We start from the raw sequence: 13,328 nt of genomic DNA on the forward strand, positions 1-13,328 counted from the left end.
TCGGTAAGGCGCGAATGCGGCTGATACAGCTTACGAGTTAGGTGACCCTAATCGCACCTCGTTTGACCGCCGGAAAAACCGGCATAAACCGACTGGAATCCGACTCGTCACCCCGCTGTTTCCCGGCCGTCAGCAGCGGGTGGCAGGATCGAGACATGCCAGACGCGCTCGATGCCACCCCGTACGACGCCCTGCTCCTGCTCTCCTTCGGCGGCCCCGAAGGCCCGGACGACGTGGTCCCGTTCCTGGAGAACGTCACGCGCGGGCGCGGCATCCCGAAGGAACGCCTGAAGGAAGTCGGGCAGCACTACTTCCTGTTCGGCGGGGTCAGCCCCATCAACGACCAGAACCGCGCCCTGCTGGACGCCCTGCGCAAGGACTTCGCCGAGCACGGCCTTGACCTGCCGGTCTACTGGGGCAACCGCAACTGGGCGCCGTATCTGACGGACACTCTGCGCGAGATGGTCGCCGACGGCCGCCGCCGCATCCTGGTGCTCGCCACCAGCGCCTACGCCTCCTACTCGGGCTGCCGTCAGTACCGCGAGAACCTGGCCGACGCGCTGGCCGCCCTGGAGGCGGAGGGCCTGCCGCTGCCGAAGATCGACAAGCTGCGGCACTACTTCAACCATCCCGGCTTCGTCGAGCCCATGATCGACGGCGTCCTGCGCGCCCTCGAAGACCTCCCCGAGGACGTCCGCGCGGGCGCCCACATCGCCTTCACCACCCACTCCATCCCGACCTCCGCCGCCGACACCTCCGGCCCCGCCGAGACCCACGGCGAGGGCGGCGCCTACGTCGAGCAGCACCTGGACGTGGCCGAGCTGATCGCCGGCGCCGTCCGTGAGCGCACCGGCGTCGACCACCCCTGGCGGCTGGTCTACCAGTCGCGTTCCGGCGCCCCGCACATCCCGTGGCTGGAGCCGGACATCTGCGACCACCTCGAGGAACGGCACGCGGCGGGCGTCCCGGCCGTGGTCATGGCGCCCATCGGGTTCGTCTCCGACCACATGGAGGTCCTCTACGACCTCGACACCGAGGCCAAGGCCAAGGCCGAGGAGCTCGGCCTGCCGGTGCGCCGCTCGGCCACCGTGGGCGCCGACCCGCGGTTCGCCGCCGCCGTCCGTGACCTGATCACGGAGCGCGCCGCCGTGGAGCGCGGCCAGGACGTCACCCCGTGCGCCCTGGGTGCGCTGGGCGCGAGCCACAACCTCTGCCCGGTCGGCTGCTGCCCCGCCCGTGCGCCCCACCCGGCCGCCGCCGGCGCCGACAGCCCCTACGCGTGAGGAGACCCGTGACCGACCCCCTGCACCGGGAACTGCTGGAGCTGGCCCGGGAGGCCGCCCGCCGCGCCGGTGAGCTGCTGCGGGACGGCCGGCCGGCCGACCTGGCCGTGGCGAGGACCAAGTCCAGTCCGATCGACGTCGTCACCGAGATGGACATCGCGGCGGAGAAGCTGATCACCGATCTGATCTCCGGCAGCCGGCCCGACGACGGCTTCCTCGGTGAGGAGGGCGCCTCCGTGGCGGGCACCAGCGGCGTCCGCTGGGTGATCGACCCGCTCGACGGCACGGTGAACTACCTGTACGGGCTGCCGACCTGGGCGGTGTCCATCGCCGCCGAGCAGGACGGCGAGAGCGTCGTCGGGGTCGTCGCCGCTCCGATGCGCGGCGAGACGTACCACGCCGTGCGCGGGGGCGGGGCGTGGGCGACCGGCGCGTGGGAGGGCGAGCGGGCGCTCGCCTGCCGTCCCGCGCCTCCGCTGGACCAGGCGCTGGTCTCCACCGGCTTCAACTACGTCGCCGAGGTCCGCGCACACCAGGCCGAGGTGGCCGGCCGGCTGATCCCGCTGCTGCGGGACATCCGGCGCGGCGGCTCGGCTGCGGTCGACCTGTGCGATGTGGCCTGCGGCCGGCTCGACGGGTACTACGAGCGGGGTCTCAACGCGTGGGACTTCGCGGCGGGTGACCTGATCGCCCGGGAGGCGGGCGCGCTGGTCGGCGGGCGGCCCGGGGAGCGGCCGTCGCGAGAGCTCACCGTCGCCGGGTCGCCGGAGGTGTTCGAGCGGCTGCAGGGGCTGCTGGAGGAGTTCGGGGCCTGGCACGACTGAACCCGGCCGCCCCCGGCCGTTGAACGCAAAGGGACCCCGGCGCTGGATTCGCCGGGGTCCCTTCTTGCGCTTTCGGGCCGATCAGACGCGTGACGCGCCGACCTCCACACCGTGTTCGGCGGCGAGGCGTCGCAGGTCGTCGAGCTCTGCCTGCTCCACTTCGACGAGGAAGTCGTCACCCTCGTCACGAGCCCGCGACAGGTCGGACTCGGTCGCCCTTATGCGCTGCAGAAGTCCTGCGGTGAAAGCGTCCATGCTGCGCCCCCTCGTCCTGGGTCGTGGGTCGGTGGCACGGGGGTGTGCCTGTTGGGAAAGGGGCGATCACGTCTCTCACGGGTGCCCAGCGCTGCCCTGCTGGGCGGCGACGGTGCCGGACACCCGCGCCCACTCTGCGGAAGCGGATCGCGGAGTACCGCATGGTGCTGCGGCACATGCAGAGCGTGATCGCGGGGTGTAAAGCCGTCCTCCCCCCGCTCCCTCACCCGGAAACCTCAACCGGAGGAGAAAATCTCGTATTCCCGCCCCGGAGCGCGGATCTGTGCGGTCCACAACCCGCCTTACAGCCGACTTACGGCCGAAAAGGGCAGGATGGAGGTCACACCCCACGAACGCCCCTGCCCGCACGCGCCCACGGCGCGCTACGCGGGTGGACATGAGGAAGGACAAGCGACGTGCGCGTACTCGTCGTCGAGGACGAGCAACTGCTCGCCGATGCGGTGGCCACCGGACTGCGCCGGGAGGCCATGGCCGTCGACGTCGTGTACGACGGTGCGGCCGCCCTGGAGCGCATCGGCGTCAACGACTACGACGTGGTCGTCCTCGACCGCGACCTCCCGCTGGTGCACGGCGACGACGTCTGCCGCAAGATCGTCGAGCTGGGCATGCCCACACGCGTGCTCATGCTCACGGCCTCCGGTGACGTCAGCGACCGGGTCGAGGGCCTGGAGATCGGCGCCGACGACTATCTGCCCAAGCCCTTCGCGTTCAGCGAGCTGATCGCCCGCGTGCGCGCCCTCGGCCGTCGTACGAGCGTTCCCCTGCCGCCGGTCCTGGAGCGCGCCGGCATCAAGCTGGACCCGAACCGCCGCGAGGTCTTCCGCGAGGGCAAGGAGATCCAGCTCGCGCCCAAGGAGTTCGCGGTGCTGGAGGTGCTCATGCGCAGCGAGGGCGCGGTGGTCTCGGCCGAGCAGCTGCTGGAGAAGGCGTGGGACGAGAACACCGACCCGTTCACCAACGTCGTGCGGGTGACCGTGATGACCCTGCGGCGCAAGCTGGGCGAGCCGCCGGTGATCGTCACCGTCCCCGGCTCCGGCTACCGGATCTGATCCGCCATGGCCGCCACCCCCGCGCCGCCCCAGGCGCCACCGAAACCCACCTGGGACCCCAGGAGGCCGCAGCCCCCGTTCCCGTGGCTGCGCCCCACCATCCGCATACGGCTCACGCTGCTCTACGGCGGCATGTTCCTGATCGCCGGCATCCTGCTGCTGTCGATCATCTACCTGCTGGCCGCGCAGGCGATCAGTACGGGCAACCAGCCGCTGTTCAAGATCGTCAGCGGCACGAACATCCGGGTCACCAGCGACAACTGCCCCGCGATCACCGCGATCAACTCCAACCCGGTGCCGCTGTCGGACTTCAACGAAGTGATCGCCCACTGCGTGGACCAGCAGCGCCAGGCCGCCCTGGACGACCTGCTCAGCCGCTCGCTGCTGGCCCTGCTGGGCCTCGCCGTGATCGCGTTCGCGTTCGGTTACGCGATGGCCGGCCGCGTGCTGTCCCCGCTCGGCCGGATCACCCGCACCGCCCGCCAGGTGGCCGGTTCCGACCTGTCCCGCCGGATCGAGCTGGACGGCCCGGACGACGAGCTGAAGGAGCTGGCGGACACCTTCGACGACATGCTGGAGCGGCTGCAACGGGCCTTCACCGCCCAGCAGCGCTTCGTCGGCAACGCCTCCCACGAGCTGCGCACCCCGCTCGCGATCAACAGAACGCTTCTCGAGGTCCATCTGTCGGACCCGAACGCACCGGTGGAGCTGCAGCAGCTGGGCAAGACGCTGCTGGCCACGAACGAGCGCAGCGAGCAGCTGGTCGAGGGCCTGCTGCTGCTCGCCCGCAGCGACAACCAGATCGTCGAGCGGGGGCCCGTCGACCTGGCCGAGGTCGCGACCCAGGCCGTCGACCAGGTGCACGCCGAGGCCGAGGCCAAGGGCGTGAAGATCCGCGGCGAGCGCAGGCCGGCGGTGGTGCAGGGCAACGGCGTACTGCTGGAGCGGATCGCGCTGAACCTGGTGCAGAACGCCGTCCGGTACAACGTGGCCGAGGACGGGTGGGTCGAGGTGACTACCGAGGTCCAGCACGGGCAGGCGGTACTGACCGTCACGAACACCGGGCCGGTGGTGCCGGCGTACGAGATCGACAACCTCTTCGAGCCCTTCAGACGGCTCCGTACGGAGCGCACGGGCAGCGACAAGGGCGTCGGCCTCGGCCTGTCCATCGTCCGGTCCGTGGCCCGCGCGCACGGCGGCCACATCGTGGCGCAGCCCCGCGAGGGAGGCGGTCTGGTGATGCGGGTCACCATGCCGTTGTGATCCATGACGGGGTCACGGGGGCACGGAATCGACACACGCGGAGGATGTTCGCTTCACGCGGAATTTTTCATCCGCCGAATGAGCTTGCCCTTGTGTGATCGATCACATGCACGGATTTTCAGCCATGTACTCTCTGTGATCATGAAACATGGCGGAAAGCCGGGAAAGTCCCAGTTTTCAGGGCTCATGATCACGGGAAGTACACGGTGAGGCGCCTTTGAGGTGCGGCATTCGAACCGTGTACGGTCCTCACCGCCATCCAAGCCGATCACTCTTGAGGGGTCGGGTTGGGTGTCGATTGAGTAACAGACCTTGATGTGAGGCAAAATCTCCGCCTCAGGTCGGGCACAAGTCCGGCCTCTCACGCGTTACGTGCGCTGGAGACACCGCAGACACCCAGAGGGGGAGAGCGATATGGCAACCGATTACGACACTCCACGCAAGACCGACGACGACGTCGACTCGGACAGTCTGGAAGAGCTGAAGGCCCGGCGGAACGACAAGTCCACCTCGTCGGTGGACGTCGACGAGTTCGAGGCCGCCGAGGGCCTCGAACTGCCCGGCGCCGACCTCTCGAACGAGGAACTGGCCGTCCGGGTGCTGCCCAAGCAGCAGGACGAGTTCACCTGCATGAGCTGCTTCCTGGTGCACCACCGCAGCCAGCTGGCCCGTGAGAAGAACGGTCAGCCGATCTGCCGCGACTGCGACTGAGGTCGGGTCGGCCATGACTGGCTCGACCCCTCCTCGGAAGCGCCGCTTCCCCCTAGGGAAAGCGGACGAAGGGCCGTCCGACGGCCCGCACGGCGCGCGTGACGACGAGCGGGGCGCACCAGGAGTGGTGGCCCCGCTCGAACCGGCGACCGACCGGGCGGACCACCCGGCGCCGGAAGAACACCCCGCGCCCGTCGCCCGGCGACGGGCCGCGGTGATGGGTGAAAAGGCCCGTGACATGGCCCGGCAAGGGGTCCGTAGGGGCGGCAGCCGCGCCCGCGCGGGCCTGGCCTACCTCGCGGACCGGATCATCGAGATCGCCCCGCGTATCCCCGTACGCGACCTCGCGACCCTGCGCCGGCAGTTCCCGGGCCTCGGACCCGAAGAACTCGCCGACAAGCTGGTGGCGGGCGCGGCGGCCGGCACCTCGACGGTCGGAGCCGGGATCGGAGCGGCGGCGATGCTGCCGGTGCCGCCCGCGATGCCGACCGAACTGGCCGCGGAGATCACCGGGGTCGCCGCGATCGAGCTGAAGCTCGTCGCCGAACTGCACGAGGTCTACGGCGTACGACCGCCGGGGAACCTCAAGACCCGCAGCACCGCGTATCTGTCCTCCTGGTCGGGGGAGCGCGGGATCGACGTGATGAAGCCGTCGACGTACGACGCGGCCCTCAGCGTCCGCATGAAGCGCGAACTGCGCCAGCAGATCATGAAGCGGATGGTCCGCGACCTGCCCAACCTCATGCCGTTCATGGTGGGCGCCGCGGTCGGCGCGGTCATGAACCGCCGGGACACCAGGAGGCTCGCCGCCCACGTCCGGGCCGACCTGCGCAAGATCCAGGTCCCCTGGGAGGAGCTGGCCGGGCTGCCGCCGCTGGAGGAGCCGGCGGAACCGCTGAACCTGCGCGACCTTCCCGAAGAGCTCTAGGCGTTCGCCTTGCGCGCCGCCTCGATCGCCGCCGCCAGCCGCTCCGGCTCGCGCGTCGACAGATACAGGTACGGCGTCGGGTCCTCCGGGTCCGTGACCTCCACCCGCAGCGCCGTGGGGATGTAGGCGCGCAGCAGCAGGAAGGCGCGGGTGTCGGCCTTGTACGTCCGCCAGGCGCGGGCCTCCTCCGCGTCCAGCACCTCCGCCTCGCCCAGCGCCGCCACCGGGATCTTCGCCTCGCCCGCGATCAGCGAGTCGCCCACGATCCGGATGCGCTGGGAGCCGTACGCGCTGGCGACCACCGCCGCCGCGGCCGTGCCGCCGACCAGGCCGCCGAGCAGCGGCAGGGTGCCGAAGGGAAGCAGGATCAGGGCGAAGGAGACGCCCACCAGGAAGCTGATCAGCCACCACGAGCGGGGGGCGGTGAGGCGTTCTTCGTAGGGGGTGGCGGAGAGCTGCATGAAGCCAAGCTTGGCACGGCATCCGGTCAGGGCCGACGCGCGGGTAAGGTCTGCGCCTGTGAGTGGTAGTTCCGCAAGCCTTCAGCCCCCAGCCGACGCGGTGAAACCGGTACGGCACCCCGACGCGCCCGCGCCCGGAGACCTCCTCGGCGCCCACTACGAACACTGTTTCGGCTGTGGCCCCGGGCAGTCGCACGGACTGCACCTGGAGGCACGGGCCGGCGAGGGTGTCTCGCTGACCGCCGAGTTCACCGTCCAGCCCGCCCACCAGGGCGCCCCGGGCCTCGCGCACGGCGGAGTGCTGGCCACGGCCCTCGACGAGACCCTCGGCTCGCTGAACTGGCTGCTGCGGACCATCGCCGTGACCGGCCGGCTGGAGACCGACTTCGTGCGGCCCGTGCCCGTCGGCACCACGCTGTACCTGGAGGCCGAGGTCACCGCCGTCGCCGGGCGCAAGATCTACTCCACCGCCACCGGACGCATCGGCGGCCCCGACGGGCCCCTCGCGGTCCGCGCCGACGCCCTCTTCATCGAGGTCAAGGTCGACCACTTCATCGACCACGGCCGCGAGGAGGAGATCCGGGCCGCCATGAGCGACCCGGACCAGATCCGCCGCGCCCGCGCCTTCGAGGTGAACCCGTGAGCCGCGGCCCCCTGAACGTGCTGCTCCGGCGTGTCGACCCCGACGTACCGCTTCCGGCGTACGAGCACCCGGGGGACGCCGGAGCCGATCTGCGCACCACCGAGCCGTGCGAACTGGGGCCCGGGGAGCGCGCCGTTCTCCCCACGGGGGTGTCGATCGCCCTGCCCGAGGGGTACGCGGCCTTCGTGCACCCGCGCTCCGGTCTCGCCGCTCGCTGCGGTGTCGCCCTCGTCAATGCCCCGGGGACGGTTGATGCCGGGTACCGTGGGGAGATCAAGGTGATCGTGGTGAATCTCGACCCGCGTGAGAGTGTGCGGTTCGAGCGCTTCGACCGGATTGCCCAACTGGTCGTCCAGCAGGTCGAGAGGGTCCGCTTCCAGGAGGTCGCGGAGCTTCCCGATTCGACGCGGGCCGAAGGGGGCTTCGGGTCCACCGGCGGCCATGCCGCGGTGGGCGGCGAGAGCGGCACAAGCGGTCAGGCCGCCGAGGGCGGTCCGACGGGTGGGAATCGATACGCTTCGGTCGTATCCGACCGGGAAGGACAGTGACGTGTTCGGACGTCGCAAGAAGAAGGGTGCCGCCGAGGACGCGGCCGGCGAGGCCGAGCAGGTCGTCGACAGCGTCGACACCGAGGCGGACGAGGAAGTGGAGGCCGAGCGCGAGCGCGTCCGGCTGGAGCCCGGGCCCCGGCCCGACGGGCCGTGGGACAGCAGCGAGGTGCGCGAGCCGGGTGAGGGCCGCGTCGACCTCGGTGGTCTTTTCGTCCCGGGCGTCGACGGCATGGAGCTGCGGGTCGAGGTCGCCGGTGACGCGATCGTCGCCGCGACCGTCGTGCTGCGCGACAGCGCCATCCAGCTCCAGGCCTTCGCCGCGCCCAAGCGCGAGGGCATCTGGGGCGAGGTCCGCGAGGAGATCGCGTCCGGCATCACCCAGCAGGGCGGCATCGTCGACGAGGTCGAGGGCCCGCTGGGCTGGGAGCTGCGCGCTCAGGTGCCGGTGCAGCTGCCGGACGGCACGGGTGGTTTCCAGGTCGTGCGGTTCGTGGGTGTGGACGGCCCGCGCTGGTTCCTGCGCGGTGTGATCTCCGGGCAGGGCGCGGTGCAGCCGCAGGCCGCCGGGCTGCTGGAGCAGATCTTCCGTGACACCGTCGTGGTCCGTGGTGAGGGGCCGATGGCGCCCCGCGACCCGATCGTCCTGAAGCTGCCGAACGATGCGCAGATGGTGCCGGAGGGTGTCCAGCAGGACGAGTCCTCCCGGTTCTCGGGCGGGATGGGCCAGCTTCAGCGCGGGCCGGAGATCACCGAAGTCCGCTAGGCGCTCCGCCGGGTTCAGCGGGGATGCACGGGCCGTGCCTCTGAGGGGGTGCGGCCCGTTGTCGTGCGGTTCGTGGGTGTGGACGGCGGAGCAGATCTTCCGCGACACCGTCGTGGTCCGTGGTGAGGGGCCGATGGCGCCCCGCGACCCGATCGTCCTGAAGCTGCCGAACGACGCGCAGATGGTGCCGGAGGGTGTCCAGCACGACGAGTCCTCGCGGTTCTCGGGCGGGATGGGCCAGCTTCAGCGCGGGCCGGAGATCACCGAAGTCCGCTAGGCGCTCCGCCGGGTTCAGCGGGGATGCACGGGCCGTGCCTCTGAGGGGGTGCGGCCCGTTTGTTGCGGGGTCCCGCCGTTGTGGATTCGCCGCCGCTGCGGAGTGCGGGTTCGTCGTGGTTGCCCGCGCAGTTCCCCGCGCCCCTTTCGGGGCGCCATACTGGCGCCCGATCGATGGGGGAGGCGGTATGGGCGGTCGGGTGGTCACCGAGACCATGGTTCGGGTCGAGGACGTCCACAAGTCGTTCGGGCGGGGTGCGGCGGCCGTTCACGCCCTGCGCGGGGTCTCGCTGGAGGTGCGGCGCGGTGAGCTCGTTGCGCTCAAGGGGCGTTCGGGATCCGGGAAGACCACCCTGCTGAACATCGTCGGCGGGCTCGACACGCCCGACCGGGGCCGGGTCGAGGTCGACGGGCGGCAGCTGGGGGAGCTGGGCGAGAGCGAGCTGCTGCGGCTGCGCCGGGACCGGATCGGGTTCGTCTTCCAGTCCTTCGGGCTCATCCCGATCCTCACCGCGGCCGAGAACGTCGGCGTACCGCTCAGGCTGCGCCGTGCCGACCCGCGCGAGCGTGAGGAACGGGTCGAGCTGCTGCTCTCCCTCGTCGGGCTGGCGGGGCACGCCGCCCAGCGGCCCGGCGAGCTGTCCGGCGGACAGCAGCAGCGGGTCGCCATCGCCCGCGCCCTCGCCAACAGGCCGGCCCTGCTCATCGCCGATGAACCGACCGGCCAGCTCGACGCCGAGACCGGGCACGCCGTCATGGAACTGCTCCGGGCCGTCGTACGCAGTGAGCGGCCGGCCTCCTCCGACCACGACGGACCCCCGTCCGCCCTGGTCGCCACGCATGACGCCACCCTCCTCGACCTGGCCGACCGGGTGCTGGAACTGCGCGACGGCGAGATCGTCGAGCACTGAACCGGCCGGCCCGCCCGCCTCTCATCAGGGATGCGTCAAAGTTGTCCGCCGCAGGCCTCCCTGTCCCGTTTGCCGTGATTGTTGGCCGTAAGGTCGACGCTGCGTACGCAGCAGTCACGGGAAGACAATGGGGCCATGGCACGCGGCAAGCTTCGGATCTACCTCGGTGCGGCACCGGGTGTGGGCAAGACCTACGCGATGCTGTCGGAGGCACACCGCCGTGTGGAGCGGGGCACCGACTGTGTCGTGGGCTTCGTCGAGCACCACGACCGGCCGCGCACCGAGGTGATGCTGCACGGTCTGGAGCAGGTGCCGCGCAGGCAGCTGGAGTACCGGGGCAGCCGCTTCGGCGAGATGGACGTCGATGCCGTGCTGCGCCGCGCCCCGGCCGTCGCCCTGGTGGACGAACTCGCCCACACCAACGTCCCCGGCTCCCGCAACGCCAAGCGCTGGCAGGACGTGGAGGAGCTGCTTTCCGCGGGGATCGACGTGGTCTCGACCGTCAACATCCAGCACCTGGAGTCACTCGGCGACGTCGTGGAGTCGATCACCGGGGTGCGGCAGCGCGAGACCGTGCCCGACGAGGTGGTACGGCGGGCCGACCAGATCGAGCTGGTCGACATGTCCCCGGAGGCGCTGCGCCGTCGTATGGCGCACGGCAACATCTACAAGCCGGACAAGGTCGACGCGGCCCTGTCCAACTACTTCCGCCCCGGAAACCTCACCGCCCTGCGCGAGCTGGCGCTGCTGTGGGTGGCGGACCGGGTCGACGAGTACCTGAACGCCTACCGCAGCGAACACCGGGTCTCCAAGATCTGGGGCTCTCGCGAGCGGATCGTCGTCGGGCTGACCGGCGGGCCCGAGGGCCGCACCCTGATACGGCGTGCCGCGCGGCTCGCGGAGAAGGGCGCCGGCGGCGAGGTGCTGGCCGTGTACATAGCCCGCAGCGACGGGCTGACCTCCGCCTCCCCGAAGGAGCTGGCCGTCCAGCGCACCCTGGTGGAGGACCTCGGCGGCACCTTCCACCACGTGGTCGGCGACGACATACCGGCCGCCCTGCTCGACTTCGCGCGGGGCGTGAACGCCACCCAGATCGTGCTGGGCTCCTCGCGCCGCAAGGCCTGGCAGTACATCTTCGGGCCCGGCGTCGGCGCCACGGTCGCCCGCGAGTCAGGTCCCGACCTCGACGTCCACATCGTCACCCACGAGGAGGTCGCCAAGGGTCGCGGACTGCCCGTGGCCCGGGGCGCACGGCTCGGGCGGGCCCGGATCATCTGGGGCTGGGTGGTGGGCCTGGTGGGCCCCGCGGTCCTCGCGGTACTGCTGAACAGCGTCGCCCTCGGCCTCGCCAACGACATGCTGCTGTTCCTGGCGCTGACGGTCGCGGCGGCCCTGCTGGGCGGGCTCTTCCCGGCGCTGGCCTCGGCGGCCTTCGGCTCGCTGCTGCTGAACTACTTCTACACCCCGCCCCTGCACCGGCTCACCATCGCCGACCCCAAGAACATCGTCGCCATAGCGATCTTCTTCGGTGTCGGCATGTCGGTCGCCTCGGTCGTGGACCTCGCCGCCCGGCGCACCCACCAGGCCGCCCGGCTGCGCGCCGAGTCGGAGATACTCTCCTTCCTCGCCGGGAACGTGCTGCGCGGCGAGACCAGCCTGGAGGAGCTGCTGGAGCGGGTCCGGGAGACCTTCGCGATGGAGTCGGCCGCGCTCCTGGAACGGGCGAGCGACACCGAGCCGTGGACCTGCGCCGGGCGCGCCGGATTCGGGCGCCCGCTGGAGCGGCCGGAGGACGCCGACGTCGACATGCCGGTCGGCGACCACATGGCCCTCGCACTCACCGGGCGGGTGCTGCCCGCCGAGGACCGCCGGGTGCTCGCCGCCTTCGCGGCGCAGGCCGCCGTCGCCCTGGACCGCCGTCGCCTTCGGCAGGAGGCCGACCAGGCCCGTGCGCTCGCCGAGGGCAACCGCATCCGCACCGCCCTGCTCGCGGCCGTCAGCCACGACCTGCGCACCCCGCTGGCCGGCATCAAGGCGTCGGTGTCCTCGCTGCGCTCCGACGACGTCGAATGGTCCGAGGAGGACCGGGCGGAGCTGCTGGCCGCGATCGAGGAGGGCGCCGACCGGCTGGACCACCTCGTCGGCAACCTGCTCGACATGTCCCGCCTGCAGACCGGCACGGTCACCCCGCTGATCCGCGAGATCGACGTGGACGAGGTCGTGCCGATGGCGCTCGGGGGCGTCCCGGAGGGCAGCGTCGAGCTGGACGTGCCCGAGAGCCTGCCGATGGTCGAGGTCGATCCCGGGCTGCTGGAGCGGTCCGTGGCCAACCTGGTGGAGAACGCCGTCAAGTACAGCCCGAGGGACCGTCCCGTGCTGGTCTCCGCCAGCGCCATAGCCGACCGCGTCGAGGTGCGCGTGGTGGACGGCGGGCCGGGCGTGCCGGACGAGGCCAAGGACCGGATCTTCGAGCCGTTCCAGCGGTACGGTGACGCCCCGCGCGGTGCCGGGGTGGGCCTCGGCCTCGCGGTCGCCCGCGGTTTCGCGGAGGCCATGGGCGGCACCCTCGACGCCGAGGACACGCCGGGCGGCGGACTCACGATGGTCCTGAGCCTTCGCGCGGCAGGATCGCGTCCCGGGGCCCTCGTTGCGGGCCGGGACATCGCAGAACCGGAAAGGCAGGCCTCATGACCCGGGTGCTCGTGGTCGACGACGAGCCGCAGATCGTGCGCGCCCTCGTGATCAACCTCAAGGCACGCAAGTACGAGGTCGACGCGGCGCCCGACGGCCGTACCGCCCTCGAACTCGCCGCCTCGCGGCACCCCGACGTGGTCGTGCTCGACCTGGGTCTGCCGGACATGGACGGCGTCGAGGTGATCCGGGGCCTGCGCGGCTGGACCCGCGTGCCCATCCTGGTCCTGTCCGCCCGGCACTCCTCGGACGAGAAGGTCGAGGCGCTGGACGCGGGCGCCGACGACTACGTCACCAAGCCCTTCGGCATGGACGAGCTGCTGGCCCGGCTGCGGGCCGCCGTCCGCCGGGCCGAGCCGGTCGGGCCGGGCGAGGACGACATGACGACCGTGGAGACCGAGGGCTTCACCGTCGACCTGGCCGCCAAGAAGGTCAACCGCGCCGGCAAGGACGTCCGCCTCACCCCGACCGAGTGGCACCTGCTGGAGGTGCTGGTCCGCAACACCGGCCGCCTGGTCGGCCAGAAGCAGCTGCTGCAGGAGGTGTGGGGGCCGTCGTACGGCACCGAGACCAACTACCTGCGCGTGTACATGGCCCAGCTGCGGCGGAAGCTGGAGACGGACCCCTCGCACCCGAAGCACTTCATCACGGAACCGGGCATGGGCTACCGGTTCGAGAAGTGAGCGGGCCGCGAAGTG

14 protein-coding genes and 1 pseudogene are annotated in these 13,328 nt (G+C 71.3%); 13 read left to right on the plus strand and 2 right to left on the minus strand.

The features are described 5' to 3' along the window. The first annotated feature begins 155 nt into the window (after nt 1-155). Together ACQPXS_RS33590 and ACQPXS_RS33595 are read left to right on the plus strand one after the other, a co-directional pair. Nucleotides 156-1,283, plus strand: a complete 1,128-nt coding sequence (locus tag ACQPXS_RS33590; protein ID WP_433453120.1) for a ferrochelatase — start codon at nt 156-158, stop codon at nt 1,281-1,283. An 8-nt stretch (nt 1,284-1,291) separates the two neighbouring features. Next, entirely contained in the window at nt 1,292-2,107 is an 816-nt protein-coding gene (locus ACQPXS_RS33595; RefSeq protein ID WP_351805981.1) for an inositol monophosphatase family protein, read from the plus strand. 81 nt (nt 2,108-2,188) lie between these two features. Here ACQPXS_RS33595 and ACQPXS_RS33600 read toward each other — a convergent pair whose 3' ends face one another. Further along, the gene (locus ACQPXS_RS33600; RefSeq protein WP_023546087.1) at nt 2,189-2,362 is read right to left on the minus strand and encodes a hypothetical protein; all 174 of its coding nucleotides are present in this window, start codon (nt 2,360-2,362) and stop codon (nt 2,189-2,191) included. A gap of 416 nt (nt 2,363-2,778) precedes the next feature. On the opposite strand from ACQPXS_RS33600, the gene ACQPXS_RS33605 reads away from it, so the two are divergent. From ACQPXS_RS33605 to ACQPXS_RS33620, 4 genes are all read left to right on the plus strand, one after another. Beyond that, complete coding sequence (locus ACQPXS_RS33605; protein WP_023546086.1) at nt 2,779-3,432, plus strand: response regulator transcription factor; 654 nt, start codon at nt 2,779-2,781, stop codon at nt 3,430-3,432. 6 nt (nt 3,433-3,438) lie between these two features. Beyond that, the gene (locus ACQPXS_RS33610; RefSeq protein WP_433453123.1) at nt 3,439-4,695 is read left to right on the plus strand and encodes a sensor histidine kinase; all 1,257 of its coding nucleotides are present in this window, start codon (nt 3,439-3,441) and stop codon (nt 4,693-4,695) included. A 414-nt stretch (nt 4,696-5,109) separates the two neighbouring features. Then, on the plus strand, nt 5,110-5,406 hold the full coding sequence (locus tag ACQPXS_RS33615) for a DUF4193 domain-containing protein (protein WP_003997302.1): 297 nt from the start codon (nt 5,110-5,112) through the stop codon (nt 5,404-5,406). A gap of 13 nt (nt 5,407-5,419) precedes the next feature. Continuing rightward, on the plus strand, nt 5,420-6,334 hold the full coding sequence (locus ACQPXS_RS33620) for a hypothetical protein (RefSeq protein WP_356305080.1): 915 nt from the start codon (nt 5,420-5,422) through the stop codon (nt 6,332-6,334). Here the strand turns inward: ACQPXS_RS33620 and ACQPXS_RS33625 are convergent. Further along, nucleotides 6,331-6,795, minus strand: coding sequence for a DUF3093 domain-containing protein (locus ACQPXS_RS33625; RefSeq protein WP_433453124.1), 465 nt, complete (start codon nt 6,793-6,795; stop codon nt 6,331-6,333). The genes ACQPXS_RS33620 and ACQPXS_RS33625 overlap by 4 nt on opposite strands. Before the next feature lie 58 nt (nt 6,796-6,853). Here ACQPXS_RS33625 and ACQPXS_RS33630 point away from each other — a divergent pair, with 58 nt between their 5' ends. The 7 genes and pseudogenes from ACQPXS_RS33630 to ACQPXS_RS33660 all read left to right on the plus strand — a co-directional run bounded on the left by ACQPXS_RS33630 (nt 6,854) and on the right by ACQPXS_RS33660 (nt 13,313). Next, entirely contained in the window at nt 6,854-7,438 is a 585-nt protein-coding gene (locus tag ACQPXS_RS33630; protein ID WP_365330857.1) for a PaaI family thioesterase, read from the plus strand. After that, a complete protein-coding gene (dut, locus tag ACQPXS_RS33635; RefSeq protein WP_351805993.1) occupies nt 7,435-7,986 on the plus strand; it encodes a dUTP diphosphatase in 552 nt (183 codons plus the stop codon). The genes ACQPXS_RS33630 and dut overlap by 4 nt, the downstream gene beginning before the upstream one ends. Before the next feature lies 1 nt (nt 7,987). Further along, nucleotides 7,988-8,752 (plus strand): DUF3710 domain-containing protein, encoded by a 765-nt coding sequence (locus tag ACQPXS_RS33640; RefSeq protein ID WP_356305088.1) that lies wholly within the window; start codon nt 7,988-7,990, stop codon nt 8,750-8,752. Nucleotides 8,753-8,840: 88 nt separating this feature from the next. After that, nucleotides 8,841-9,029, plus strand: a pseudogene (locus tag ACQPXS_RS33645) (DUF3710 domain-containing protein); the annotation flags it as partial. 187 nt (nt 9,030-9,216) lie between these two features. Next, entirely contained in the window at nt 9,217-9,939 is a 723-nt protein-coding gene (locus ACQPXS_RS33650; RefSeq protein ID WP_356305090.1) for an ABC transporter ATP-binding protein, read from the plus strand. 135 nt (nt 9,940-10,074) lie between these two features. Beyond that, nucleotides 10,075-12,630, plus strand: a complete 2,556-nt coding sequence (locus tag ACQPXS_RS33655; RefSeq protein ID WP_433453126.1) for an ATP-binding protein — start codon at nt 10,075-10,077, stop codon at nt 12,628-12,630. After that, nucleotides 12,627-13,313: a response regulator gene (locus ACQPXS_RS33660; protein WP_356305094.1), complete on the plus strand. Its 687-nt coding sequence runs from the start codon at nt 12,627-12,629 to the stop codon at nt 13,311-13,313. The genes ACQPXS_RS33655 and ACQPXS_RS33660 overlap by 4 nt, the downstream gene beginning before the upstream one ends. Nucleotides 13,314-13,328 lie beyond the last annotated feature (15 nt).

The organism is Streptomyces sp. CA-142005 (genome assembly GCF_050942335.1).
In the GTDB taxonomy this organism is placed as follows: Bacteria; Actinomycetota; Actinomycetes; order Streptomycetales; family Streptomycetaceae; genus Streptomyces.

Coding starts and splice junctions, on each gene's coding strand:
- ACQPXS_RS33600 (WP_023546087.1), bottom strand. CDS start 2,362: ATGGACGCTTTCACCGCAGGACTTCTGCAGCGCATAAGGGCGACCGAG.
- ACQPXS_RS33655 (WP_433453126.1), top strand. CDS start 10,075: ATGGCACGCGGCAAGCTTCGGATCTACCTCGGTGCGGCACCGGGTGTG.
- ACQPXS_RS33620 (WP_356305080.1), top strand. CDS start 5,420: ATGACTGGCTCGACCCCTCCTCGGAAGCGCCGCTTCCCCCTAGGGAAA.
- ACQPXS_RS33650 (WP_356305090.1), top strand. CDS start 9,217: ATGGGCGGTCGGGTGGTCACCGAGACCATGGTTCGGGTCGAGGACGTC.
- ACQPXS_RS33625 (WP_433453124.1), bottom strand. CDS start 6,795: ATGCAGCTCTCCGCCACCCCCTACGAAGAACGCCTCACCGCCCCCCGC.
- ACQPXS_RS33590 (WP_433453120.1), top strand. CDS start 156: ATGCCAGACGCGCTCGATGCCACCCCGTACGACGCCCTGCTCCTGCTC.
- ACQPXS_RS33610 (WP_433453123.1), top strand. CDS start 3,439: ATGGCCGCCACCCCCGCGCCGCCCCAGGCGCCACCGAAACCCACCTGG.
- ACQPXS_RS33660 (WP_356305094.1), top strand. CDS start 12,627: ATGACCCGGGTGCTCGTGGTCGACGACGAGCCGCAGATCGTGCGCGCC.
- ACQPXS_RS33615 (WP_003997302.1), top strand. CDS start 5,110: ATGGCAACCGATTACGACACTCCACGCAAGACCGACGACGACGTCGAC.